Below are 25,507 nucleotides of genomic sequence, written 5' to 3' on the forward strand. Positions count from 1 at the left end.
CATGATACCCAAAACGCAGAGACAAGATACAAATTAAAGAGGAATCGGAAGGGGCTTATCCTGTAGCTTCTATCTTCCCTCTTGTATCCGCCTCCAACCAGATCATGGTCGCCATACGCCCGGTAACAGCGTCACGACGATACGAGTAGAAGCGCTCGGCGTCGTTATAGGTGCACCAGTGCCCGCCATATACCTGCTCCACGCCACGCGCAGCCAGCCGGCGCCGCGCCAACTGGTAAATATCTGCCAACCATCGGCCCGCAGGCGATGGCTGAAATTCCGCTTGGGTGCTGGCGTCATGCGCCATGAAGGCAGCGCGCACCTCATCGCCCACCTCAAAAGCCGCAGGGCCGATGGCAGGCCCCAGCCAGGCCATGATCTCATTGCCCTCGCCCATCACGTCCAGCGCCGCTTCTACCACCCCGGCCGCCAGGCCGCGCCAGCCCGCATGCACGGCGGCCACCTGGGTGCCAGCGCTGTTGCACAGCAGCAGCGGCAGGCAATCCGCCGTCAACACCGCACAGGCTACACCCGCCCGGTCGGTGCACGCGGCATCCGCTTCGCAGCCACCCTGCGTTGCTTCTACCATCCGGGTACCGTGCACTTGCCGCAACCATAACGGCGGCGCAGGCAAACCCAGCACTTGCATCAGCTGGGCACGATTCGCCATCACCGCGCGCGGGTCATCACCCACGTGATCCCCCAGGTTGAACGAACCATACGGCGCGGCACTGACACCGCCTTGCCGGGTGGTAGACACCGCCCGCACTGCGGGTGGCGCGGGCCAGTCCGGGGTAATCCAGCCCTCAGCCGCCGGCATCTTCTTCCAGCACCTTGATCAAGTGCAGCATGTCGGCTGGCGGCGGTACCGACCATTCCAGCATCTCCCCTGTGACGGGGTGCTCCAGCCCCAGCGTGGCTGCGTGCAGCGCCTGGCGCTTGAAGCCACGCAAGGCCTGCTGCAGCGCTTCGCTGCATCCGGCAGGGAGCGCGAGACGCCCGCCGTATACCGGATCGCCGACGATGGGATAGCGGATATGCGCCATGTGAGCGCGAATCTGATGGGTGCGGCCGGTCTCAAGCTGCACCCGGATCCGGGTGTGTGCGCGATAACGCTGCGCCACACGGTAATGCGTGATCGCCGCCTTGCCGTTACTGCCTTCACGGGTCACGGCCATGCGCGTGCGTTGTACCGGATGACGCCCGAGCGCCGCCTCGATACGCCCGCCTGCCGTCATTACACCCACCACGACTGCGTCGTAGGCGCGCTGCACGCTGCGTGCGTGCAACTGCTTCACCAGAGACTTCTGTGCTGGCAGCGTGCGCGCCACCATCAGCAAGCCGCTGGTCTCCTTGTCCAGCCGGTGCACGATCCCGGCGCGCGGCACCGTATTGAGTCCGGGCGCATGATGCAACAGGGCATTCAACAACGTACCCTGCGGATTACCTGCGCCCGGATGCACTACCAGGCCTGCAGGCTTGTTGATCACCAGCAGCGCGTCGTCCTCATACACGATATCCAGTGCGATAGGCTCGGACTGCCAGCTACCCTCTGCCTTGAGCACGGCCATGATCTCCACCGACTCACCGCCGCGCACCTTGTCGCGTCCGCGCCACTGCTGCGCATCCACGCGCACCTCGCCTGCGCGTATCCACTGTTGCAGGCGCGCACGCGAATAGGCCGGGAATATCTGCGCCAGCGCCTGATCGAGGCGCAGCCCCGCCAGTTCGTCAGGGATGTTCGCAGTGAGTTGTTGCGGTGTAGTCATGGTGTGGGGGTCACATGGTATACTTTGGTCAGTTTGTTTTTCAGGAAATCTGCCTTCGATGCCCCTGTCCAGATACCTTACAGCAGTCTGTTTGTTGCTTGCCAGCGCATCCTGTTCGCTGCTGCCGGACAGGATCGATGAGACCAAAAACTGGTCGGCAAACAGATTTTACACGGAGGCCAAGGATGCGATGGACTCGGGTGACTATGCGACTGCCGCCAAACATTTCGAGACCTTGCAGGCGCGCTACCCCGTCGGGCGGCTGGCACAGCAGGCACAACTGGAAATCATCTACGCCTATTACAAGGACAGCGAACCGGCATCGGCCATCGCCGCCGCCGACCGCTTCGTCAAGCTCCATCCGCGTCATCCGTATGTGGATTATGCCTATTACATGAAGGGCCTCACCAATTTTAATCTGGGCAAGGGGCTGCTCGAGCGCATCATTCCGCAGGATGCAGCCCAGCGCGACCCCGGTGCGGCACGTCAATCGTTCCAGGATTTTTCCGAACTGGCGACACGCTTCTCGCAGAGCAAATATGCCGAAGACGCCACGCTGCGCATGGCCTACCTGCGCAACAATCTGGCGCAATATGAGGTCAACGTGGCCGAATACTACATGACACGGGGCGCTTACCTTGCCGCCGCCAACCGTGGCAAATATGTGGTGGAAAACTACCAGCGCACCCCGGCGGTAGAGGGTGCCTTAACGGTGATGGCAAAGGCCTACAAGGTGATGGGTCTGAATGACCTTTCGGACTCTGCCCTGCGCGTACTGGAACTCAATCACCCGGACTCCCCCGGCATCGCGGAAGTGAAAAGACTGGTCGTAAAGTAGCGCTGCGCGCCTTCTACACCGCCGCCAGATCGGTCTCGCCGGTGCGAATGCGCACCACACGCTCGACTGTAGTGATGAATATCTTGCCGTCGCCGATCTTGCCGGTGCGCGCGGCCTGGGTGATGGCCTCGATGGCACGCTCGACCTGCTCGTCCGCCAGCACCACCTCGACCTTGATCTTGGGCAGAAAATCCACCACATATTCCGCGCCGCGATAGAGTTCCGTGTGCCCCTTCTGGCGCCCGAAACCCTTGACCTCGGTCACGGTCATGCCGGTAATACCGATGTCGGACAACGCTTCGCGCACATCATCAAGCTTGAACGGTTTGATCACTGCTTCGAGCTTTTTCATAAATGACTGTTCTCTCTTAAATGGCCGCCCACGTAATAGGATAGCGCCGATCGCGGCCAAAGGCACGCTGCGTAATGCGCACGCCCGGCGCCGCCTGACGTCTTTTATACTCGTTCCGGTCCACCATGGCGAGCACACGCCGCACCGTCGCCTGATCGTAGCCGGCGGCCACAATCTCCTCTGGCCGCTGCTCCTGCTCGACATAGCGCTCCAGGATCGGATCCAGCACGTCGTACGGCGGCAGGCTGTCGGCGTCCTTCTGGTTGGGTGCAAGCTCTGCCGAGGGCGGGCGCTCAAACACCCGGCGCGGGATCACGGCCTGAATGCTGTTGCGGTATTCCGTCAGGCGGTACACCAGGGTCTTGGACACGTCCTTGAGCGGGGCAAACCCACCCGCCATGTCACCGTAAAGCGTCGCGTAACCCACTGCCATTTCGCTCTTGTTGCCGGTGGAGAGTACCATCTTGCGCTTCTTGTTGGCGATCGCCATCAGGATCACGCCCCGGCAACGTGCCTGAATGTTTTCTTCCGTCACATCCGCCGGCAAGCCGGCGAACGTCTCCTGCAAGCTGTCTGTAAAGGCCTTGAACGCGGGTTCGATGGAGATCACGTGGGTCTCGACGCCGAGCGCCTGCGCAACGGCGGCGCCGTCCTCCATGCTCATCTGCGCGGTGTAACGCGACGGCATCTGCACCGCCTCCACCCGCGCCGCGCCGATGGCATCGACCGCAAGCGCCAGCGTCAGCGCGGAGTCCACACCGCCCGACACGCCGATCACCACGCCGCCGAAGCCGTTTTTTTCGATGTAATCCCGCACGCCCAGCACCAGTGCCTGATAGATACTGGCCAGCTCCGGCAACGGCGCATGACAGACACCCTGCCCGGCGCTGATCTCGCCGCTGGCAGAAACCGCATACGTCTGTTCATACAAGCCTTCCTCGAAGGCCGGCGCGTAAACGGTAAGATTGCCGCGCCTGTCGACCGCACAGGAGCCGCCGTCAAACACCAGTTCATCCTGCCCGCCCAGCAGATTCACATACACAATCGGCATATCGCCTTCCTGCGCGCGCTGGCGCAGCAAGACCTCGCGCTCGCCGCCCTTGCCTGCATGAAACGGTGAGGCGTTGATATTGATCAGCAGGCGGGCCCCGGCGGCACGCGCCTGCTGCATCGGCTGCGGCAGCCAGATGTCCTCACAGATGGTGACGGCCAGCGGCACGCCGCGTACCTCAATTACACAGGCCTCGCGGCCCGGCTCGAAATAGCGCTTCTCGTCAAAGACGCCGTAATTGGGCAGGTGCTGCTTGAAGTAACGGGCGGCGACGGCGCCGTTGCGTATCACCGCGGCGGCGTTGTACAACTTGCCGGACTCGCTGTGCGGGTAACCCACTACGACATCAATCCCGCTGAGCGCGCGCTGCAACTCCTCCATGCCCCACGCCACCCGTGCCTGCAAGTCGCTGCGTAGCAGCAAGTCTTCCGGTGGATAGCCAGTCAGCGCGAGTTCCGGAAATATCACCAGCTGCGCCCCCAGCTCATCGCGCGCGCGCGCGGCACTGCTGATGATACGCGCCACGTTGCCACGCACATCCCCCACGCACAGGTTCAACTGCGCCAGCACCAGTTTGAGGCTGTCAGCCATGTATCTTGCCCCGCTTCAGTTGCTGCAACATGCCCTCGCCCAACTCTGCCGGCGAGCGTACCACCCGCACACCGGCGCGCTCCAGCGCGGCGATCTTGCTGCCTGCCGTGCCCGAGCCACCACTGATAATAGCCCCCGCGTGCCCCATGCGCTTGCCTGCGGGCGCCGTGAGCCCGGCAATATAGGCCACCACCGGCTTGCTGACATGGGCGGCGATATATTCCGCCGCTGCTTCTTCCTCGGTGCCGCCGATCTCACCCACCAGAATAATGCCTTCGGTCTGCGCGTCCTGCTCAAACAGCGCGAGACACTGCATGAAATTCATGCCGTGAATCGGGTCACCGCCAATGCCGATGCAGGTGCTTTGCCCGAGGCCGGCTTGCGTCGTTTGATGCACGGCCTCGTAGGTCAGCGTGCCGGAGCGCGAGACAATGCCGATGCGCCCCGGCGCGTGAATCGCGCCCGGCATGATGCCGATCTTGCACTCGCCCGGCGTGATAATACCGGGGCAGTTGGGGCCAATCAGCCGCGCGTCGGGATACTGGCTCAGTCTTGCCTTGAGCTTGAGCATATCCAGCACCGGAATGCCTTCAGTGATGCAGGCGATGACGCGGATACCCGCTTCCGCCGCCTCCAGAATCGCATCTGCCGCATACGGCGCGGGCACGTAGATCATGCTGGCATCGGCCTGCGTGGCCTGCACCGCCACGCGCACTGTGTTGAACACCGGCAAGCCCAGATGCGTGCTGCCGCCCTTGCCGGGTGTCACGCCACCGACCATGCGCGTACCGTAGGCTATCGCCTGCTCGGAATGAAACGTGCCCTGCTTGCCGGTAAAGCCCTGGCAAATAACACGGGTGTCCTTGTCAACTAATATGCTCATAAGAATTAGTAGCGAGTGGCTAGTGGCTAGTGGCTAGTAAAGACATGATTCTGTTCTCGCTACTCGCCACTCGCTACTGCCTTTACTGCCTTGACAGCCGCGTCCGTCAGGCCGTCAGCAGTAATGATTGCAAGGCCGCTCTCGCGCAACAACTCGCGGGCACGCTCGGCGCTGTTGCCTTCCAACCGCACGATCACGGGCAAGGTAATGCCTACCTCGGAAACTGCCTTGATAATGCCTTCGGCAATCAGGTCACAGCGCACGATACCGCCGAAGATGTTGACCAGTATGGCGCGCACCTTTTTATCGGACAGAATCAGCTTGAACGCCTCCGCCACCTTGGCCGCTGTGGTGCCGCCGCCCACATCGAGAAAATTGGCAGGCTCGCCGCCGTGCAGCTTGATCATGTCCATGGTGGCCATGGCGAGCCCGGCGCCGTTCACCATGCAGGCGATCGTGCCGTCGAGCGTGATGTAGTTGAGTCCATACTCGCGTGCCGCGCTTTCGCGCGCGTCTTCCTGGCTGACATCACGCAACGCGGCCAGTTCAGTCTGCCGGTAAAGGGCGTTGTCGTCGAGCACGATCTTGGCATCGAGTGCGAGCAGGCCGCCCGTGTCCGTCACCACCAGCGGATTGATCTCGAGCATGGCGACGTCCTTGTCCACGAACAAGCGATACAATCCGTCCAGGATCCGGCTGAACTGTGTGGCCTGGTCGTTGTTGAGTTGCAGTGTAACGGCCAGGGCGCGGCATTTCTCCTCCGGCAGGCCGCTGACTGGATCGGCATACACCGTATGGATAGCCTCAGGCTGCCCATGGGCGAACTGCTCGATCTCCATGCCACCCACGGCGGCGGCCAGCACCATCACGCGCTCGCTGCTGCGGTCTACAGCAAGCGAGAGGTAAAGCTCGCGCGTCACCGCACAGGGGGCCTCTACCAGCACAGCCCCCACCGGCAGGCCGTGTGCGTCCGTCTGCTGCGTCACCAGCCGACTGCCGAGCAGCGTCTGTGCGATATGCTCCACCTCCGCGAGGGAAGCAGCGTGCCGCACGCCACCGGCCTTGCCGCGCGCCCCGGCGTGCACTTGCGCCTTGATCATCCAGCCCGCACCAGCCAGCGTCTGCGCCGCCCGCACGGCCGCTTGCGCCGTGTGCGCAATCCGGCCCGCAGGCAGCGGGACGTCATAGGCCGCAAGCAGTTGCTTAGACTGATATTCGTGGAGGTACACGGCATTCCGCCTGAAAAGAGCGCTATTGTGGGGGAATACGCCGATTTAGGGAACCTCTGATTGCTATAGCGCCGCGCCCAGGACGGCTTTATACAGGGCGTTACAGAGATTCCTCCGGCAAAATACGCTATGCTTTCCCGACCCTTTAATTGCATCGATTATCCATGAACCTGCTGCGCCTGATATTTATCGCCCTCGTCGTCTGGGTACTGGTCGCCCTGGTACGCTCTTACCTGCGACGCGCCGCCGCCCCCAAACAACCCCAGCGCATCGGCACCATCGTCCGCTGCGCCAAATGCGGCCTGCACGTACCGCAGGGCGAGGCACTACTCAAGGATGAGCGCTACTATTGTTCAGCGTCACACCGGGACGCCCGGGATTGACCGAGGCTGGGGTGACCGAACTCTCTACCACCCCCACCACCCGAGCCGACGCGGCCATCGATTCCAGTTTCACCTGGAACGTCCCGCGCTTCCTCAATATCTACCGGCTTCTGCTGGCGGGCCTGCTGTTCGCCTTCTCACTGCCAGAGATGCACCTCGAGCCGTTCGGCGAATTCGCACCCCGCCTTTTTGCCGCCCTCAGCGCCTTTTATCTGGTGTTTGCCGTCACCTGCGGCTTTGCGCTGCTCTGGCGCTGGCCCCCGCTGCGTCACCAGGTGCTCATCCAGGTGCTCATCGACATTGCCGCCATTACCCTGCTCATGCACGCCAGTGGCGGGGTGGACAGCGGCCTTGGCATTCTGCTGCTGGTGGTAGTCGCGGCCGGCAGCCTGTTCATGCCGGGACGGATTGCGATATTTTTCGCCGCCGTCGCCGCCCTCTCCACGCTGGGCGCGGCTGCTTACATGGACTGGCAGACCCCGGGAACGCCCAGCAACTACACGCTGGCAGGCATACTGGGCGCAAGCTATTTCGCCACTGCCATACTGACGCAGTATTTCGCGCGCAGCGCCAGCGCCAGCGAAAATCTTGCCGCACAGCGCGCAACAGACCTCGCCAACATGCAGCAGCTCACGGAATACATCATCGACCGCATGCAAACCGGCATTATGGTACTGGATGCCGACGGCACTGTGCGCCTCATGAACGAATCCGCCGCGCACATGTTCGGGCTTGCCCGCCCTGCGGCTGCGTATCCACTGACTGATATCAATCCCGATCTGGCGCGGCAGTATCAGGCCTGGAAGAATGACCGGCACAGCACCACCCAGACCATTCGTTCCGTCAATGTGCCTGCCGATATCCAGCCACGCTTCGCTCAACTCGGAACCGACACCACGTCAGGTGTACTTGTTTTTCTCGAAGACGTCAGCGCCATCTCACAGCAGGCGCAACACCTCAAGCTCGCCTCGCTCGGCAAGCTTGCCGCCAGTATCGCGCATGAAATACGCAATCCGCTGGGCGCCATCAGCCATGCAGGCCAGTTGCTGAGCGAGTCTGCCTCGCTCACCGCAGAAGATGTACGCCTGACAGACATCGTCTGTGACCAGTCGCTACGCGTGAACAAAATAATCAGCAACGTACTGCAGATAGGACGCCGTGACCGTACACAGCAGACGGATATTGCATTAAAATCCTGGCTGGAAGAATTCATCACGCAACTTGCACATACCCATAACCTCACGGACGACGATATTGTCGTTGAGTATGGCGACCGTGACATCCCGGTACACATGGACCCGGGCCAGTTGCATCAGGTACTCTGGAATTTGTGCGAAAACGGTCTGCGCCACAGCGACCCCTCCCGGCAACCCAGGCTGACACTGATCTGTGCCCCCGGGTCCAAAACCGCCGCACCCCACATCGATGTCATCAACGTGGGGGCCCCCATCACAGCAGACGCTGCGCAACATATCTTCGAGCCGTTCTTTACTACCGAGCAAAGCGGCACCGGACTTGGCCTGTATATCGCGCGCGAACTGTGTGAACTCAATCAGGCACGACTCAATTACATACGCACCCCCGAGGGAAGTTGCTTTCGCATTACCTTCGCCGACCACAGGCGCAAGCCGCTGATGTGAAAAATATGATGCGGGCTTCTCTACAATGATGGATATTGCTTCAAGGCAGGCTGTAACGGCCGCGCCTGCGCGTCCTGGGTTCGCGCCATTCATGCTTTCATGTGTAACACAGTATTGGAGCAAAAGACACGTGTTTAGAGGCGCCCATGAGTGACCCCATTGCATTAATAGTAGATGATGAGGCCGACATCCGTGAGCTGCTGCAACTCACGCTGAAGCGCATGCACATTACCTCACAAACGGCTGCAACACTGCAGGAGGCACATACCCTGCTCGCGCAACAGTCGTTCGACCTCTGCCTCACCGACATGCGCCTGCCGGACGGTAGCGGCCTCGATCTCGTCGAGCACATGCAAACCGACTACCCTGACACGCCGGTTGCCGTCATCACCGCCCATGGCAACATGGAGTCGGCCATCGCCGCACTCAAGTCAGGTGCGTTCGATTTCGTTTCCAAGCCCGTCGACCTGCGCGTGCTGCGTAATCTGGTCAGCACCGCGCTGCGGCTCTCGTCCACCCGCATCGAGCCGTCACCCACGCGCTCCGGTCTCGACCTGCTCGGCAACTCGACTGTCATGCAGGCCATCCGCAGCACCGTCACCAAGCTCGCGCGCAGTCAGGCGCCGGTGTATATCAGTGGCGAGTCCGGCACCGGCAAGGAACTGGTCGCACACCTGATTCACGAAAGCGGTCCGCGCGCGCGCGGACCATTCATCCCGGTGAACTGTGGCGCGATTCCCGAGCACCTCATGGACAGTGAATTCTTCGGCCACAAGAAAGGCAGTTTCACCGGCGCGGTGGCCGACAAGGCCGGGCTGTTTCAGGCCGCCCACGGCGGCACCCTGTTTCTGGATGAGGTTGCCGACCTGCCACTGCACATGCAGGTGAAACTGTTGCGCGCGATACAGGAAAAATCCGTGCGACCCATCGGCGAACAAAAAGAAGTCGGCATCGACGTACGCATTCTGAGCGCCACCCACAAGGATCTGGCCACCCTGGTGAAAAAAGGCGAGTTCCGCCAAGATTTATTTTACCGCATCAACGTCATTGAATTGCACGTGCCCAGCCTGCGTGAACGCCCACAGGACATCCCCCTGCTGGCCGAACACATCCTGCAACGCCTCGGCACAGCGACCGGTGTCACCACGCCGCGCCTGAGCCCCGCCGCACGGGAAGCGCTCAGCCACTACCCGTTTCCCGGCAACGTGCGCGAGCTGGAAAATATACTGGAGCGTTCGCTCACCCTGTGCGAAGGCAGCGTAATCGATGCCCCCGATCTGCACCTGTCGCAGACGCATGAGGCCGTCGTGCATGATGGCAGCGCGCTGGAACCCTATCTCGGCACGCTGGAAAAAGAGGCCATCGTCAAGGCACTGGAAAAGACACGCTACAACAAAACTGCCGCCGCCAAGCTGCTCGGCATCACCTTCCGCGCCCTGCGCTATCGGCTGAAAAAACTCGGCCTCGACTAGGCCGCGAGACAACAAACTGCTAGGTGGTCCCTGGCTCCTTAACGATTTATGGGTATCCATAATGGAGTGAACATGAAAGCCGTGAAATTAACCCTTCCGATCATCGCACTGCTGTTTCAGCAAACCGCATTTTGTCTTGAGCAATCCACATCTGTAACGGTTTCCACACTATTAAAGACGGAAAGCAGCTGGGACGGGAAACCAATTTCTTACCCTGACGGCAAGGCGGAAATTACCGGCATGCTTGTTGAACTGGCACCGGGCGCTGAAACTGGCTGGCATTTACACCCGGTTCCTTCGTTTGGCGTGATTCTGGAAGGCGAGCTGGAAGTTCATCTGAAAACCGGGGAAGTAAAGCGCCTCAAGCAAGGTGAGGCGCTGGCCGAGGTCGTAAACACTCTTCACAACGGCCGCAGCGTTGGCACTGTACCGGTAAAAATCGTGGTTTTCTATGCAGGATCAGTGAACCAGCAGTTATCGATAAAGGAAAGCGCACCCTAGCAAGACAGGCAGCAAGCATTATTCTCGCAAACCACTCAAGTCGACGCACGCCCGGTTTACCGCCTGAGCAAACTCGGCCTCGACTAGGCCCGATACAAAGCGCTTGCCCCTTCATGCACCTGCGGCGGGTTCGGTGGCGGGCTCGATGTGCAGGGTGCGGGTGGGGAAGGCAATCTGCGCACCGTGGCGGTCGATGACCCCGGCCACCTTCAGCAACACGTCCTGCTTCACTGCATGGTAGTGCACCCAGTCCTTGGTTTTGGTGAAAGTGTAGATAAAGAAATCCAGCGACGACGGGCCGAAGGTGGTGAAGTTCACAATCAGGGTCTGGTTGGTATCGATCTCCGGATGATTCTGCAACATGGCTTTTACGTCTGCCACGATCGCATCCATTACGCCGATATCCTCGTAGCGAATACCCACCGTCTCCTTGATCCGGCGATTGGTCATGCGTGTGGGGTTCTCCACCACGATGGTGGTAAACAGGGCGTTCGGCACGTAGATAGGGTTTTTGTTGAAGCCCCGTACCCGGGTGTGACGCCAGCTGATGCATTCCACCGTACCTTCGATCTCCTTGTCCGGCGAGCGTATCCAGTCACCTACGCTGAAGGGCCGGTCCAGATAGATGGTGAGACCGCCAAAGAAATTGGCCAGCAAATCCTTGGCCGCAAAACCGAGGGCAAGGCCGCCGATACCACCTGCCGCCAATATACCCGAGACGCTGAAACCGAGGGTTTGCATTGCCACCAGCGCGGTAGTGATGACCACTGTGAGGCGGGCCAGCTTCGACAGCGCGTCGATGGTGGTGCGGTCTACCTCGTCGCCTTTTTCCTCGTGCAGCGCGATGATGTTGTGGGCAACGTTGCGAATGAGGCGGACCAAAAACCAGGCGAGACAAAGAATGATGCCGACGTTGCGCACCTGTGGCACAGAATCGAAGATGGCAGCGCTACTCTCCTTGCCCACGATGTCTGCCGCAAGGGTAATGCCTATCAGCCAGACCACGACTGGTACCGGCCGCTTCGCCGCCTTGATGAGCGCATCATCCCAGGTGCCGTTAGCCAGGCGGGTGAGCTTCTCCGCATGGCGCAGCAGAAAATGGGCAACGGCGTTGGCCAGCACGGCGGCCACGGCCACCAGCACAACCTGCAACAGCCACAGCTCTGCCAGAGCGGAAAATCCCAGCGAGTCTGAGAGTGCGTTCATATCCATCGGGTTGCTGTCACGCCGTAAAGAGTGAAACCACAGTTTAACAGATCATGCTCACACGTTGCCCCAAAACGGCGGCAGAAACCCGGCCTCGGCCAGCCCCAAAAAGTACTTGCCTTGAATCAGGCTGCGGCGTCTAATTCAACACAAACGGCCTGCGCTTTCAGCACCCAAAAGCACCCTGGCCACGTAACTGTCCATTGGAGGCAGAGCATGCATGAGAATAAACGCCAACAAGGGTTTGAACCGGAAGCGATTCATATAGTGGCCAATGAAGCAGCCCGGGATGGCGCACGCAAGAAGAAATAGCCACAGAATTACCTCAAACCCGCCCCGCCTGACAAGGAGACGCCATGAAACGGCTCATACTTTGCTGTGATGGAACGTGGAATACGGCAGACCAGGAAGAGAACGACGAGCCCTGCCCCACCAACGTTGTCAAGATTGGCTACCGGATTGCCAAGCGTGATGGCGATATTCCGCAGATTGTTTATTACGATCAGGGTGTGGGTAGCGGCAATATTCTGGATCGTGTCTCGGGCGGGGCGTTAGGTGCGGGGCTGGAAGCCAACATCCACGACGCTTATCGCTTCCTCGTCGCCAACTACGAGCCCGGCGACGAGCTGTATCTCTTCGGTTTCAGCCGGGGCGCGTTCACTGCCCGCAGCATTGCTGGCATGATACGGAAATGCGGTGTACTGGGGCGCGGCTTCGTCGAGCATTACCGCGAGGCGATCGCCTTGTACCGCACAGACCTGCACCCCGACGATGCCGTCCCGCTGAAATTCAGAACCGATTACTCTCTCTGCGGTGCCGACGAGATCAAGATTAAATGCATCGGCGTGTGGGATACCGTTGGCGCGCTCGGTATTCCGCTGCGCGGTCTGCGCTGGGTCACGCGGGGCAAATACCAGTTTCACGACACCGAGCTAAGTGGCGTGGTTGAGCATGCCTACCATGCGCTCGCCATCGATGAGCGGCGCGCGCCGTTCGAACCCACGCTCTGGACGTATAAGCCGAAACCAGAGCAGACCGTCCAGCAGGCGTGGTTCTGCGGCGTACACAGTGATGTAGGCGGCAGTTACCCCGAGCGCGGGCTGTCGGATATCACGCTCGACTGGATGATAGGCAAGGCACAGGGTGCCGGCCTCAAATTCGATAGCGCAGCAATGCAGGCCCATGCACTCAAGCCTGACCCACTCGCGATGCTACACAACTCGAAAACCGGTTTTTATCGGCTGACCGTTGGCTGTGATCGCGACATCGGCTGGGCCATCAAACCTGCGGACGCATCAACCGGTAACATGAGCCGCACCGACCCAACGCAATCTGTGCACGACAGCGTGCTCACCCGCTGGGACAGCGATGCCACATACCGCCCACCCGGGCTCAAGGATTATTTCAAAAGAACCGGCGACCGCCGAGGGGACGAGCAGTAACGGGCGAGCCTATCGTTTGGCCAACCCTACTGCCGCACCGCCCCACTATCAGCGGCAACAACCCGGCCTCGGCCAGCCCCAAAAAATACCCGCCTTGAAACAAGCTGCGGGGTCTAATCCAGCACAGGTGGCTTGCCAATGGTGTCAGGAAGACCTTACAGGATGCGTACTATTTTATAAGTAGGGGTTTCAGCCTATGGATATTTTAACGCTCGCTCCAATTGTAATCTTCATCGGCACCATCGGTGCACTGCTTTACTTAAGATATCGTGATTATGCATCTTTGACACAAGCAGAAAAAGAATAGCTTCTTGCAGAAAGTAGTAGAGTTACTCTTGAGAAAGCCGGTGGGCGTGTACAGTCGTTAAGTAAAAAAATTGATGAGTTGATGCCCGCATTTATATCAGTGGTTGTTCTCCTCTAAAGCATCTACGTTATTCTCTCCGCAAACTATGGTGAAGCCCAAAACAAGTGGGCACTTGGGTCGATAGGGATGATTTTGGGGTATTGGCTTCGCTCAACAGCTAAAAGCGGGGGCGGAAAGCGTAGCCAGCAAAAGATCAATCGAGTCAGACCATTGATTCGCCAAAATGCCGATCATTGACGCTCCCAAGGTTCAACTTCACCTGCTCGCACTGTAAACATGGGATGCGCCTCTGGTACTTCAGTAGCCAGCCACTTCCGATAAAGCGCGGGGTTACGCACGCTGAGTTTTACCAGGAGGTGCGCCCATTCATACGCCATCTGGCCGGACGTGACAGTCAGTGTTACGACCTTTCGTGTTGGTTTGATTTTGCTTTTATTGAAAGAGTACCCGCGCATCTCGGCCTCGGCATGAATAGCCGTTAGATACAGCGAGATGGCCGCGAGTGGCGCTGAGTGGTTCTTAAAGCGGTCCAACTGCGGATGATTGCGATAACCACGCGTTTCGCCCCGTAGAACGGACTGCGCCAAAAGGGTTTCCCGCCACAGCGCGACTAGACCTTGAGGATCGAGATACTTGGAATGTAATGACCAGAGACGCATGCTCTATGGCGCCCAACGCTTCGCATCACCGGCAGCAAAAAGCAGAGCGAGGAACGAGCGGCGCTTTTTGCTGCCCGCGTGCATGCGATTGTTAGGTTTTCTTGTCGCTCAACGAACCCATCTTAAGTAGCATCAAGTTTGGTATCTGCTGCTCAGATAGCTTTATCGGGGAGACAAAGCCAAGAGGTTTTACGGCGAGTACGGAACATTGCAATTGTTCGAGAATGGCTTCTGCAGTATTACCGATGAACAATCCAGCTATGCCTGTCCGGGCGACCGTTCCCATGACCACCAGATCGGCTTGCAGCTGCTTCGCTGTATCCGGTATGACCTTGGAGGCTGCTCCGCGGAGAAAATGGTATTGAGGAGAAAGATGATCGTAGGCCTCTTTTCCTATTCGGTCTCTTAACTGCTCGCGAAGGCGGCTTAAGTCTCTTTCATGACGTGAACGTTCACCTTCAACATAGGCCATGCCAGCTTCGTCCGGATTGTCGCTCCATGACCGCACCATCATTTCGGCCGGGGCATCCCAGACATGAACTAAATGCAATGCAGCGAAGTTGGACAACGCGAGCGAACTGGACAGTGCAAGAATCTTCTGGTTGAGGTTCTGATCTACTGTGTCAGACGTGTCAGGCATATCCAGGTTGAAGTCGACGGCGGCCAGAATGCATGCGTAATTCGCCTTTTCCTCTGGACGCGTTAACCATACTGGACAGGGACACTTGCGCAGCAAATGCATGTCGTCGCTGCCAAACAGCCGTTCGATGAAGTTTGGATTTTCGGCGGGCTTGATCAGCAGATCGTGCTTGTTGCGCATAACGGCGCGAATTGCTTCAAGGAACGTTTTACCCACCAGCACGTCCAGCCGGATGCTGAGGCGTTGCTTGTAGGGCGCGATCAGGGACTCCAGTTCCTCCCGGCGTTTGTTAACCATGGCTGTCTGTAATTTGGCAGAGGTGGGCCCGCCGGGCGGCGTACCGATACTCGCCGTGACAACCGGAACGACCGCAATAACCGTCAGGTCCGCCTGATTATTTTCCGCCAGCGACACCGCCCGCGTTATCGCCGGTCCCTGCGCAACGGATGCCTCGGAGACGTAGAGAATGTTCTTGAATTGCCTCATATTATTCACCTCCACCTCCAGACGGCCGGCAACGCACCCGGTGATGCGCGCAAGCGCCTGGTTGAATTTTTACTACTTTTCCTGCTCATCTTCCAGTATGGGCCTGTAGCCCCAATCTCTCACGCCCTGGACTACCTGATCGATATCGTCAGACGGAACGTGAAGCATCTGCAGCGCGGTCACACCGAGGCGCAGGCTCGCTTCAATTGTTTCTGGATACGCGTGGATAGCGCCGGCATCAAGCAGCCGTGTACTTGTTTCAAGATCCCGCGCCCGCGCGATGACCGGCACCTGCGGACAGGTTCTGCGCAAATAGGAAATCGTGTCCAATGCCGTGGCGAAGCTGTCAACGGTAATCACGACCAGAGAAGCGCGTTCCACATGAACGGCGGTCAGCAATCCCGGATCGGAAATGTCACCATACGATACCGGGTGACCATCCGCTCTTCCCTGCGCTACCCGCTTCGAATCGGTGTCAAAGGCCACGAACGGAACACCGCTTGAATGCAATAGCACGGCGATGGTGTGGCCTACGCGGCCATAACCGCCGATCACGACCTGTTGTCCCGGAGTTTCCGGCAACTCCGGAATAGCGCGCGCCTCAGCACGCGGGGTTCCGGCCAGCCGGGCCGCAATGACGCCATTGAAGCGAACCAGAACGGCGCCTGCGATCATCGAGAGCAAAACCGATGTTATCGCGATCTGACCCAGTTGCATGTCGATTACGCCGGTATCCAACGCGATGGCAATGAGGGCGAGGCCGAATTCACCGCCCACGCTCAACAACAAGCCGGTGCGCCACGCGACCTGGGTGTCAACCCCGATCCTGCGCACCATTGCGGCGACAATCAGTGTCTTGCTCACCAGAATGAGCAACGCGCCGAGCAGGGTCCAGTACCATATGGGTGGTATCGCGGCCGGGTCGAAGCGCATGCCGATGCCGATAAAGAACAAACCAAGCAGTACATCCCGGAAAGGGCGTATGCTCGATTCCACCTGGTGGCGGAACTCCGTCTCACCCAGCATCATTCCGGCAAGAAATCCCCCGAATGCCAGCGACAACCCGAGACTGTTTGTGGTCCATGCGGCGAGCAATGTGACCAGCAGCACTGCCAGCGTGAACATTTCGATAGACCTGCGTTCCGAAACGATATGAAACAGCGGACGGAGCAGCCAGCGCCCTGCAAAGAACACGAGCGCGAAGGCGAGAACGGCTTTCGCGAGCGCCCAGCCTAAAGCGCCCGCCAGCACATCCGCAGCGACTGCCGTGCCCAGCACGGGTATGATCACCAGAAAAGGAACGGCGGTGACGTCCTGAAAAACAGACATCGCGAGTCCGAGGCGGCCGTGTCGGGTGTTTTCCTCGCCCTGCTCGGTCAACAGGCTGGAAATAATGGTCGTCGACGACTGGGCGAAGACGGCACCGAACACGAACGCGGCTGCGACGGGAAGCCCGGCGAGCCACAAGATAGTCCCAACGAGCAAGGTTGTGAATACGACCTGCCCGCTTCCCAGTCCCAGGACCTGGTGCCGCAACGCGTGCAATTGCGGCAGGGAGAAATTAAGCCCAATCATAAACAGCAGGAAGACGACGCCGAATTCAGCGAGCGCTGCAAACTCCGGCACCGAGACCGTCGGCCCCAGCGTGTATGGCCCGAGAATCACGCCCACCAGTAAATACCCCAGGCTGGTCGGGATATGCAAGCGCTGAAACGTAACCACGACGGCTATCGCTACGGCCAGAAGCAAGAGGATTTGTGCGAGATGCTCCATCATTGGTTTGTTTCGCTGTCAAGAGAGCCTAACGAATGATATCGACTCCCCCTGCTTCTGGGGCATCAGATGTGCCAGACTGAAGGTGTAAGCCATCAATCAACGGAAGAGGAGGAGTCATCATGAACGTTGCTACCATGGGTATTGATTTGGCAAGGAATAGCTTTAGTGTGCATGGGGTCGATGCCCGAGGCAAGACAGTGTTCCGCAAAAATCTCAGTCGTGACCCCTGTGACGTACTCGAGCAAAATATTAGCCGCCATCGAAATTAAGCCAATCCGGCCACCATGCCGAACCGGGCGAATCAATGGAATCAATGGAAAATCAATGTGAAAATCAATGCATGGAATCAATGGGGTCAGACTCGGTGAATCAATGGGGTCAGACTCGATTGATTCTGAATTTTTCTGATTTTCTATCCCCACCCCTGGCTCCCGGCTCAACTCGTCTCTCCAATCGCTTTTGAATGCGTTGCTTGAACCGATCATTTCCTAACACCCAGGCTTTATTGGTCGCTTCTCTTATTTCGGTGATGCTTTTCTCGGGAATATGATGCTTGAATAGCTGGCGGTAGGCAGCCTGACGCTCTTCGTCGGCCTTGCCCAAGCGCCGGTATTCAAGATACGGCGTCACCAAATCATTGGGCTGACCCAAGGCGTTGTGATGATAACTTGACCAAGGATATTCGGACGGATGTGACACCATGCCTGCCCGTACCGGATTTAACTCTATGTAGCGCATGCACGTCAACAGGTAGGCTTCGGTATCAATCAGGGTGGCTTTATAGCGGCCTTCCCACAGGGTGCCGGTACGCTGGTAGTAGTAGTTGAAGTACTGCACATAGTAACGCCCCAGCATTTGCATGGCTTTTGGAAGGCTTTGTTCTTCGTGTGGTGTGATGAGTAAATGTACGTGGTTGGTCATCAGTACATAGGCATGAACATCACAGCCGTGGTGGTCGCAGGCTAACTGTAACTTTTCAAGATAGAAACGGTAGTCTGCGTCGGCACAGAAGATTTCTGTACGGTTGTTGCCGCGCAGGATGATATGTTGCGGTTGGCCGGGAATTACAAATCTAGGTAAGCGCGCCATTGCCTGCCACCAGCTTCATGGGAATAGGCACTGTACTGCGTTTTCAATCAAATATCAATCGAGTCTGACCCCATTGATTCTGAGTCTGACCCCATTGATTCTTGAACTGATCGCCATACCTCGACACTTTGCGGGGCCCTGATCTTGCCATTCCACACCTCCGAGCTCGTTAGCCCAAGGTGTCAACTAAATCGGGGAAAGTTTAAGGGGCCAGTTGATTGTGTCGTTAGATGCTATTCCCGTATTTTCTCAAACAACGCGATGGACTCAACATGCGTGGTGTGCGGAAACATGTCCATCACGCCCGCACTCAGCAGCCTGTATCCACGCTGCACCAGCTCCTGTGCGTCGCGCGCCAGGGTGGCGGGATTGCACGAGACGTACACAATTCTTGAGGCCCCGAACAGCGGCAGTTGCCTGACGATCTCCAGCGCGCCGGTGCGCGGCGGGTCGAGCATAATCTTGTCAAAGCACTGTTCGGCCCACGGCTGTTGCGCCAAATCCTGACTGAGGTCGGCAGCGTAGAATTCCGCGTTGTGGATACCGTTGTGGCGCGCATTGTCTTTTGCGCGCTGCACCAGTTTCGCATCACCCTCCACTCCAGTGACATGTCCGGCATGGCGCGCCAACGGCAGGGTGAAATTGCCGAGGCCGCAGAACAGATCGAGCACACGCTCCTGCGGCTTGAGGTCGAGCAGACCGATGACGCTCGCGATCATGGCGCGGTTGATCTCGCCGTTGACCTGCACAAAGTCGGTCGGTGAGAAAAACAGTTCGAGTCCGTCATCGGGTAGCCGGTAACTCAAACTCGCGGCCTCCGGCCAGATCAAGGTCACGCTCTCCGGCCCTGACGGTTGCAGATATATCTGTAAGCCGTGCGCCTCACCGAACTGCTGCATCTTTTCCAGATCGGAACCGCTCAACGCGGCCAGGTTGCGAAATACCAAGGCCGTCGCTTCGTCACCCACGGCCACTTCAATCTGCGGAATGCAGTTATAGCTTTCGAGACCGGCGATAAGCGCACGCAATTCGGGCAGCCGTTCGCCGACCGAGGGGTGCAACACCTCGCAGCGCTCAAGATCGGCCAGCAGGGCGCTGCGCTTTTCACGAAATCCGACCAGCAGCCGGTCTTTCTTGAGGACGAACTTCACCCCCAACCGCGCACGGCGGCGGTAGCCCCAGTGCGGGCCCCTCAGCGGCGGCAATACCTGCTCCGGCTCGACTCTCCCGATCTGCCTGAGATTGTCCAGCAGGACCTGCTGCTTGGCCTCGATCTGTGCAGCGCCCTCCATATGTTGCAGGCTGCATCCGCCACAGATATTGAAATGAGTACAGCGCGGGGTTACACGCTGCGGCGACGGTTTGAGAATTTGCGCGACTGTTCCTTCATCGTAGCGCTTGCGTTGTGCGACATAGGTGAACATCACCTCTTCGCCCGGCAGCGCGCCTTCGATGAACACGGCCTTGCCGCCGACATGCGCCACACCGCGCCCATCATGGTTGAGTGACTCGACGTGAGCCGGCACGGGCTCTTGCGGCAGTGATTTTAAATTACGCGAACGGCGGGGCATTTAGAAGCAGTGGCAAGTTACAAGTAGCAGGAAGGCGCAGAGGTGCGCCGGTTAGCGCCAGGCAGCGAGAAACTCATCAAGATGCGGCTTGCCTGTGCTGGCAAGCTCATCGCGCAGGCGCTGGCACGCGTGTTCATATTCCGGCGGCGTCAGGTGGCCACGGATCAGCTCAAAGCGCAGATAGACCAGATAGGTGTTGAGCACGTCGGTTTCGCAGTAGTTGCGTATCTTCAGGATATCGCCTTGCTGGTAGTGATCCCACACCTGGCTGCCGTGCATGCCCATCTTGCCGGGGAAACCCAGCAGCGTGGCGATTTCATCCAGCGGCGCCGTGGCGCGTGCCTGATACAGGGAAATCACATCCATAAGATCGGTATGGCGGGCATGATAACGGCTGAGGTAGTTGTTCCATTTGAAGCTGCTGTCCGCCTCGCCGGTATCCCAATATCTGGGTGAGGCCACCCCATGCACCAGCGCCCGATAATGCAATACCGGCAGGTCGAACCCGCCGCCGTTCCAGGACACCAGTGTCGGGCTGTATTTCTCAATGCCGTCAAAAAAGCGGGTGATCAGCTCGCCTTCGGAGGAGTCTGCATCGCCCAGCGACCAGACCTTGAGCTTGTCGCGCGTGTGCACCACCACCGAGATGGTGATGATGCGGTGCAGGTGCAGGCGCAGAAACTCCGAGCTGCCGGTTTCCTGCCGCCGCGCATAATACATGACCTCGGCGACCTCCTTGTCGTTGAGGCCTTCCAGCTGATACAGCCGCCGTCCACCTTCTACGTCCGGCACGGTCTCAATATCAAACACCATGATGTTCATTCCGGAAACACCCCGGTAGACAGGTAGCGGTCACCCCGGTCGCAGATGATGGTGACGATAACGGCATCGCTGACCGCTTGCGACAGCCGCAACGCCGCCGCCACCGCACCGCCCGACGAAATGCCGGCAAAGATACCCTCCCGTGCGGCGAGCTCGCGCGTCATCGCCTCCGCCTCGCTCTGGCTCACCTCCATCACCTGATCCACACGCGTGGGGTCATAAATCTTCGGCAGGTAGGCCTCTGGCCAGCGGCGGATGCCGGGGATTTGCGTGCCCTCAGTCGGCTGCACACCAATAATCTGCACTGTGGGGTTTTTCTCTTTCAGAAAGCGCGAGGCACCCATGATGGTACCGGTGGTGCCCATGGCACTGACAAAGTGGGTGATCTTGCCCTCTGTGTCGCGCCAGATTTCAGGCCCGGTAGTTTCATAGTGCGCGCGCGGATTGTCGTGGTTGGAGAACTGGTCGAGCACACGACCCTTGCCCTCGGCCTGCATCTGCAAGGCGAGGTCGCGCGCGCCCTCCATACCGGCCTGTTTTGACACCAGAATGATCTCGGCGCCAAACGCCTTCATGGTGCTGCGCCGCTCTACGCTCATATGCTCAGGCATGATGAGCGTCAGGCGATAGCCGCGTATTGCCGCCGCCATGGCGAGTGCAATGCCGGTATTGCCGCTGGTAGCCTCAATCAGTGCGTCGCCCGATGTGATCTCGCCACGCGCCTCGGCGTGCCTGATCATGCTCATGGCCGGACGATCCTTCACCGAGCCGGCCGGATTATTACCCTCCAGCTTGACCAGCAGGGTGTTGGACGTGGCGCCCGGCAGGCGCTGCAGGCACACCAGCGGTGTGTTGCCGATAAACGCCTCAATCGTGGGATGGTCTGTGGCCATGATTATTCCGTGATCAGTGTGACAAAGGCCACGGCGTGGTCGTCTTCATCGGCAATGCTGACGTGCCCGGCGCTGATGCCGATCTTTTTCACCAGTGCGCTGGCCTTGCCATGATACTCCAGCACCGGCTTGCCGTTGCTTTCGTGGCCAACGCCAATATGCCGCGGGGTCAGGCCAGCGCTAAAGCCCAGCCCCAGCGCCTTGACCGCCGCCTCCTTGGCGGCAAAGCGCTTGGCAAGGAAATGGGCTGGACGTTCGCTGCGGGCGAAGTCGGCCATTTCGCTGAGCGTGAGGATACGACGCGCGAACTTGTCGCCGTGGCGGGCGATATTTTCCTGCATGCGCGAAACACGCACGATGTCGGTGCCGATACCGAAGATGCGCTCAGCCACGACGCGCCTCGTGCATCAGGCGCTTCATCTCGCGCACCGCCTCGGAAAATCCGGTAAATACGGCGCGCGCCACAATCGCGTGGCCGATGTTGAGCTCGCTCACCTCCGCCAGGGCGGCAATAGCCGCAACATTATGGTAGTGCAGGCCATGCCCGGCATTGACCTGGAGCCCCAGCGTCTTGCCGTACCTTACGGCCTCCGTGATACGCTGCAATTCCGCTGTCCGTGCCTGGTCGTCCTGCGCATCCGCATAATGCCCGGTGTGGATTTCAATTACCGGTGCACCGGCACGTGCGGCGGCCTTGACCTGCTGCAGTTCGGCATCAATAAACAATGAGACCCGGACACCTGCCGCCTTGAGCACTGCGCAGCCCTCAGTCACACGCACAAGCTGCCCGGCCACATCCAGCCCGCCTTCGGTAGTCAACTCCTCGCGCCGCTCCGGCACCAAACAGCAGTCGTGCGGCTTGATATGGATGGCGAACGCCAGCATCGCATCGGTGACTGCCATCTCCAGATTCATGCGGGTCTGCAAAGCGTCCTTCAGCACCTCCACATCGCGTTCCTGAATATGCCGCCGGTCTTCGCGCAGGTGCAGCGTAATGGCATCGGCACCAGCCTGCTCTGCCTCAAAGGCGGCCTGCACCGGATCTGGGTAGCGGGTACCGCGCGCCTCGCGCAGCGTAGCCACGTGGTCAATATTGACGCCAAGCAGAATCTCACTGTTCATGATGCAGTTTCCAGCACGGGCGCTGCCCGCGCCGGTGATATGTCCTTCTGAAAGTCGATATACAGCTCGCGGCTTTGCAACGGCTTGCTGCCGAGGTACAGGCCAAGTGCAGCGCGCATCAGGTGCTTGCTCTCGCGCAGGCTCAACGTGTCGTGCAGGGTCTCATGCAGCAGTGCCAGCAGGCTGCTGCCCTGCACACGAATGCCGACCGACGTGCCTGCATGATCCCTCAGTGGGCCGCGCTCCAAGTGATAATTATACGCCTGTCCGGGCTCTATCGGCGCGCCGCTCTCCGCCTCGTGATCCAGCATCAGCGCATAGCCTATTTCACGCAGCAGGTGCTTCTCGAAGAGGCGCAACGCGCGTTGCACCCCCATACCCGCTGCACCCACACTACCGTCCGGCTGCTGCATCTCCTGCAGCGTTTGGCCGTAGCACTCAAACAGAGCAGGATGCGGGTCGTGCCGGTGCAACAAACGCAGCAACAACTCGTTCAGATAGAAGCCGCTGAGGATTAACGGGCCATCCAGTTTGGTCATGCCGCCGTCCGCCTCGCAACCGGTAAGCGTACCCAGTTCGCCGCGCCCACTCCATGAAATCAGCAGCGGACGAAATGGCTGCACTATGCCTTGCAGGCGCGACTTGGCCGATCTCAGACCGCGTGCCACCAGCCCTACGCGCCCGAACTCCGGCGTGAAAACTTCCAGCAGTGCGCTGGTATCGCGGTAAGGCCGATGGTGCAGCACAAAGGCGGGCTGCAGGCTGACGCGGGTGACGCTCATTGATAGCCCAGTCGCGCCATGACGCGGGCATCGTCCGACCAGCCCTGCTTTACGCGCACCAGCAACTGCAGGAATACCCTGGACTGAAACATGCGCTCCATCTCCATGCGCGCCTGAGTCCCCACGCGCTTGAGGCGCTCGCCTTTTTCGCCGATGATGATGGCCTTCTGCCCCTCGCGCTCGACCCAGATCACGGCGTGAATATGCAATATTCCGCGCTGATGTGAAAATTTATCGATCTCCACCGTGACGGCGTAGGGTACCTCCTGGCCGGTGCCACGCATGAGCTTTTCGCGCACAAATTCCGCCGCCAGGAAACGTTCGCTGCGATCGGTAAGCTGGTCTTCTGGGTACAGGGCCTCACCCTCGGGCAACAGCGCCGTCACGGCTTGCTCCAGCTCCGGCAGATTGCTGCCATTACGCGCCGAAAGCGGAATGATGTGCGCGAACTGCATCTGCGCCTGTAATTTGGCGAGGTGCGGCAGCAACGCCGTTTTATCGAGAATCTTGTCAACCTTGTTGACGGCCAGTATTACCGGCACCTTCAAATCCTTGATCCGCTCCAGCACATAGCCATCTTCGTCCGTCCAGCGCAGCCCTTCAACCACAAAAATTACCACCTCTACATCGTTCAGGGCGGTAAGCGCGGCACGGTTCATGTATTTGTTTATGGCACGTTTACCCGCCTGGTGCAGGCCGGGGGTATCTACGTAGATGATCTGATAGTCGCTGCCGTTCTTGATGCCGAGAATGCGGTGGCGCGTAGTTTGAGGGCGTTGCGAGGTGATGCTGATTTTTTGTCCGAGCAGGTGGTTGAGCAGTGTCGACTTGCCCACGTTGGGACGGCCTACAATGGCAGCGTAGCCCGAACGCATCAGTGGGCAGACTTCTGGTTCTGTCCCAGCTGCAGGAGCGCCTGCTCTGCTGCCGCCTGCTCTGCGCTCCTGCGCGTACTACCCACACCTTCAGTGGGCGATATGCCTGCGGCGCGGCATTCAACGCGGAAGGTTTGCGCGTGCGCCTCGCCTGTCGTTTCGATCATGCCGTATTCAGGTGTCGGCTTGCCGCGCGACTGGAGATACTCCTGCAACCGGGTTTTGGGATCCTTGAGCGCGGTCGCTGATGGAAGGTTTTGCAACGCATCCCGATACAGGCCCAGCACAAAAGTACGTCCGGCCTCAAAGCCACCATCCAGATAGACAGCACCGATAACGGCTTCAAGCGCGTCTGCCAGCGTAGATGCGCGGCGTTGGCCGCCACTCTTGAGCTCGCCCGGCCCCAGACTGAGATGCTCACCGAGCTTCAGGTTGCCGGCAAGATCAGCCAATGCATCGCGCCTTACCAGGCTCGCGCGCAGACGGCTCAAATCGCCTTCGCGCGCCATGGGGAAGCGTTGGTACAACTCGGCAGCAATGATGAAGTTCAGGATGGCGTCGCCAAGAAATTCCAGCCGTTCGTTGTTGGCGCCGCCCACGCTACGGTGCGTAAGCGCATCCGCCAGCAGCCCGTCATTGCCAAAGCGGTATCCAAGCAACTTATGCAACCGTCTGCGCGCTTCGCTCAACGCAGCTCCACGGTCTTGTCGAAACGCACCACAAAGTCGAGGTTCCCCACCAGATTACCACGTATCTCATATTTGACGCCGAGCAGAAAACCGCCGTTGTTGCCCGGCTTGATTTCGATATTCGCCGGCTTGACGTGGTCGACATTATCCACATCCAGGCGCTTGACCAGCATGTCGATGATTTCGCTCCGGCGCTTCTCGCCTATGTCCGCCTGAGTGCTGAGTGAATCCATGGCAAACGCGACCTTGAAGTTTTCCATATACGCCGGATACAACCTGAGCGCCACCAGTGTAACGATACCGATCAGCGCAAGAATAAAGAGAAATCCGATCGCCGATATACCATCCTGTTTATTGCTGTTATACATGGCCCCCCCTA

26 protein-coding genes and 1 pseudogene are annotated in these 25,507 nt (G+C 59.2%); 7 read left to right on the forward strand and 20 right to left on the reverse strand.

What is annotated here, in order from left to right:
• Window positions 1-55 precede the first annotated feature (55 nt).
• A complete protein-coding gene (gene pgeF, locus Q8L89_08270) occupies window positions 56-820 on the reverse strand; it encodes a peptidoglycan editing factor PgeF (protein MDP1709039.1) in 765 nt (254 codons plus the stop codon).
• A complete protein-coding gene (gene rluD / locus Q8L89_08275) occupies window positions 807-1,769 on the reverse strand; it encodes a 23S rRNA pseudouridine(1911/1915/1917) synthase RluD (protein ID MDP1709040.1) in 963 nt (320 codons plus the stop codon). Before rluD ends, pgeF begins: the two co-directional genes overlap by 14 nt.
• 58 nt (window positions 1,770-1,827) lie before the next feature.
• Here rluD and Q8L89_08280 point away from each other — a divergent pair, with 58 nt between their 5' ends.
• Window positions 1,828-2,607: an outer membrane protein assembly factor BamD gene (locus tag Q8L89_08280; protein ID MDP1709041.1), complete on the forward strand. Its 780-nt coding sequence runs from the start codon at window positions 1,828-1,830 to the stop codon at window positions 2,605-2,607.
• A gap of 13 nt (window positions 2,608-2,620) precedes the next feature.
• On the opposite strand, the gene Q8L89_08285 is transcribed toward Q8L89_08280, so the two are convergent.
• From Q8L89_08285 to sucC, 4 genes are read right to left on the reverse strand one after another with little or no spacing between them, the layout of a single operon-like run.
• Window positions 2,621-2,959: a P-II family nitrogen regulator gene (locus tag Q8L89_08285; protein ID MDP1709042.1), complete on the reverse strand. Its 339-nt coding sequence runs from the start codon at window positions 2,957-2,959 to the stop codon at window positions 2,621-2,623.
• A gap of 16 nt (window positions 2,960-2,975) precedes the next feature.
• A complete protein-coding gene (locus tag Q8L89_08290) occupies window positions 2,976-4,601 on the reverse strand; it encodes an NAD+ synthase (protein ID MDP1709043.1) in 1,626 nt (541 codons plus the stop codon).
• Window positions 4,594-5,484 (reverse strand): succinate--CoA ligase subunit alpha, encoded by an 891-nt coding sequence (sucD, locus tag Q8L89_08295; protein MDP1709044.1) that lies wholly within the window; start codon window positions 5,482-5,484, stop codon window positions 4,594-4,596. The genes Q8L89_08290 and sucD overlap by 8 nt, the downstream gene beginning before the upstream one ends.
• A 59-nt stretch (window positions 5,485-5,543) precedes the next feature.
• Complete coding sequence (sucC, locus tag Q8L89_08300) at window positions 5,544-6,713, reverse strand: ADP-forming succinate--CoA ligase subunit beta (GenBank protein ID MDP1709045.1); 1,170 nt, start codon at window positions 6,711-6,713, stop codon at window positions 5,544-5,546.
• A gap of 164 nt (window positions 6,714-6,877) precedes the next feature.
• On the opposite strand from sucC, the gene Q8L89_08305 reads away from it, so the two are divergent.
• From Q8L89_08305 to Q8L89_08320, 4 genes are all read left to right on the forward strand, one after another.
• Window positions 6,878-7,096 carry a PP0621 family protein gene (locus Q8L89_08305; protein MDP1709046.1) on the forward strand — a complete coding sequence of 73 codons (219 nt, stop codon included), beginning with the start codon at window positions 6,878-6,880 and terminating at the stop codon, window positions 7,094-7,096.
• Window positions 7,097-7,107: 11 nt separating this feature from the next.
• Window positions 7,108-8,736: an ATP-binding protein gene (locus Q8L89_08310; GenBank protein ID MDP1709047.1), complete on the forward strand. Its 1,629-nt coding sequence runs from the start codon at window positions 7,108-7,110 to the stop codon at window positions 8,734-8,736.
• Window positions 8,737-8,882: 146 nt separating this feature from the next.
• Complete coding sequence (locus Q8L89_08315; GenBank protein MDP1709048.1) at window positions 8,883-10,208, forward strand: sigma-54 dependent transcriptional regulator; 1,326 nt, start codon at window positions 8,883-8,885, stop codon at window positions 10,206-10,208.
• A 72-nt stretch (window positions 10,209-10,280) separates the two neighbouring features.
• The gene (locus Q8L89_08320; GenBank protein MDP1709049.1) at window positions 10,281-10,709 is read left to right on the forward strand and encodes a cupin domain-containing protein; all 429 of its coding nucleotides are present in this window, start codon (window positions 10,281-10,283) and stop codon (window positions 10,707-10,709) included.
• Window positions 10,710-10,820: 111 nt separating this feature from the next.
• On the opposite strand, the gene Q8L89_08325 is transcribed toward Q8L89_08320, so the two are convergent.
• Window positions 10,821-11,915 carry a mechanosensitive ion channel family protein gene (locus tag Q8L89_08325; GenBank protein MDP1709050.1) on the reverse strand — a complete coding sequence of 365 codons (1,095 nt, stop codon included), beginning with the start codon at window positions 11,913-11,915 and terminating at the stop codon, window positions 10,821-10,823.
• Between the two features lie 356 nt (window positions 11,916-12,271).
• Between Q8L89_08325 and Q8L89_08330 the strand changes: the two genes are divergently transcribed.
• Window positions 12,272-13,357, forward strand: a complete 1,086-nt coding sequence (locus Q8L89_08330; protein MDP1709051.1) for a DUF2235 domain-containing protein — start codon at window positions 12,272-12,274, stop codon at window positions 13,355-13,357.
• Between the two features lie 597 nt (window positions 13,358-13,954).
• Here Q8L89_08330 and Q8L89_08335 read toward each other — a convergent pair.
• From Q8L89_08335 to Q8L89_08345, 3 genes are all read right to left on the reverse strand, one after another.
• Window positions 13,955-14,383: a pyrimidine dimer DNA glycosylase/endonuclease V gene (locus Q8L89_08335; protein ID MDP1709052.1), complete on the reverse strand. Its 429-nt coding sequence runs from the start codon at window positions 14,381-14,383 to the stop codon at window positions 13,955-13,957.
• 91 nt (window positions 14,384-14,474) lie between these two features.
• On the reverse strand, window positions 14,475-15,509 hold the full coding sequence (locus tag Q8L89_08340; protein ID MDP1709053.1) for a universal stress protein: 1,035 nt from the start codon (window positions 15,507-15,509) through the stop codon (window positions 14,475-14,477).
• A gap of 72 nt (window positions 15,510-15,581) precedes the next feature.
• The gene (locus Q8L89_08345; GenBank protein MDP1709054.1) at window positions 15,582-17,282 is read right to left on the reverse strand and encodes a cation:proton antiporter; all 1,701 of its coding nucleotides are present in this window, start codon (window positions 17,280-17,282) and stop codon (window positions 15,582-15,584) included.
• A 122-nt stretch (window positions 17,283-17,404) separates the two neighbouring features.
• Here Q8L89_08345 and Q8L89_08350 point away from each other — a divergent pair.
• Window positions 17,405-17,509, forward strand: a pseudogene (locus Q8L89_08350) (IS110 family transposase).
• Window positions 17,510-17,663: 154 nt separating this feature from the next.
• On the opposite strand, the gene Q8L89_08355 reads toward Q8L89_08350, so the two are convergent.
• From Q8L89_08355 to Q8L89_08400, 10 genes are all read right to left on the reverse strand, one after another.
• On the reverse strand, window positions 17,664-18,374 hold the full coding sequence (locus Q8L89_08355; protein MDP1709055.1) for a transposase: 711 nt from the start codon (window positions 18,372-18,374) through the stop codon (window positions 17,664-17,666).
• Between the two features lie 233 nt (window positions 18,375-18,607).
• Window positions 18,608-19,945: a 23S rRNA (uracil(1939)-C(5))-methyltransferase RlmD gene (rlmD, locus tag Q8L89_08360; GenBank protein MDP1709056.1), complete on the reverse strand. Its 1,338-nt coding sequence runs from the start codon at window positions 19,943-19,945 to the stop codon at window positions 18,608-18,610.
• A gap of 51 nt (window positions 19,946-19,996) precedes the next feature.
• A complete protein-coding gene (locus Q8L89_08365) occupies window positions 19,997-20,767 on the reverse strand; it encodes a 3'-5' exonuclease (GenBank protein ID MDP1709057.1) in 771 nt (256 codons plus the stop codon).
• A complete protein-coding gene (gene cysM, locus Q8L89_08370) occupies window positions 20,764-21,660 on the reverse strand; it encodes a cysteine synthase CysM (GenBank protein MDP1709058.1) in 897 nt (298 codons plus the stop codon). The genes Q8L89_08365 and cysM overlap by 4 nt, the downstream gene beginning before the upstream one ends.
• A 2-nt stretch (window positions 21,661-21,662) precedes the next feature.
• On the reverse strand, window positions 21,663-22,052 hold the full coding sequence (acpS, locus tag Q8L89_08375; GenBank protein ID MDP1709059.1) for a holo-ACP synthase: 390 nt from the start codon (window positions 22,050-22,052) through the stop codon (window positions 21,663-21,665).
• Window positions 22,045-22,782 carry a pyridoxine 5'-phosphate synthase gene (gene pdxJ, locus Q8L89_08380; GenBank protein MDP1709060.1) on the reverse strand — a complete coding sequence of 246 codons (738 nt, stop codon included), beginning with the start codon at window positions 22,780-22,782 and terminating at the stop codon, window positions 22,045-22,047. Before pdxJ ends, acpS begins: the two co-directional genes overlap by 8 nt.
• On the reverse strand, window positions 22,779-23,564 hold the full coding sequence (recO, locus tag Q8L89_08385; GenBank protein ID MDP1709061.1) for a DNA repair protein RecO: 786 nt from the start codon (window positions 23,562-23,564) through the stop codon (window positions 22,779-22,781). The genes pdxJ and recO overlap by 4 nt, the downstream gene beginning before the upstream one ends.
• Entirely contained in the window at window positions 23,561-24,439 is an 879-nt protein-coding gene (gene era / locus Q8L89_08390; protein ID MDP1709062.1) for a GTPase Era, read from the reverse strand. The genes recO and era overlap by 4 nt, the downstream gene beginning before the upstream one ends.
• Window positions 24,439-25,128 carry a ribonuclease III gene (gene rnc, locus Q8L89_08395; GenBank protein ID MDP1709063.1) on the reverse strand — a complete coding sequence of 230 codons (690 nt, stop codon included), beginning with the start codon at window positions 25,126-25,128 and terminating at the stop codon, window positions 24,439-24,441. Before rnc ends, era begins: the two co-directional genes overlap by 1 nt.
• Window positions 25,125-25,496, reverse strand: coding sequence for a DUF4845 domain-containing protein (locus Q8L89_08400; GenBank protein ID MDP1709064.1), 372 nt, complete (start codon window positions 25,494-25,496; stop codon window positions 25,125-25,127). Before Q8L89_08400 ends, rnc begins: the two co-directional genes overlap by 4 nt.
• Window positions 25,497-25,507 lie beyond the last annotated feature (11 nt).

The sequence above is a fragment of the Gammaproteobacteria bacterium genome (genome assembly GCA_030680605.1).
Lineage (GTDB): Bacteria > Pseudomonadota > Gammaproteobacteria > SURF-13 > SURF-13 > JAQBXX01.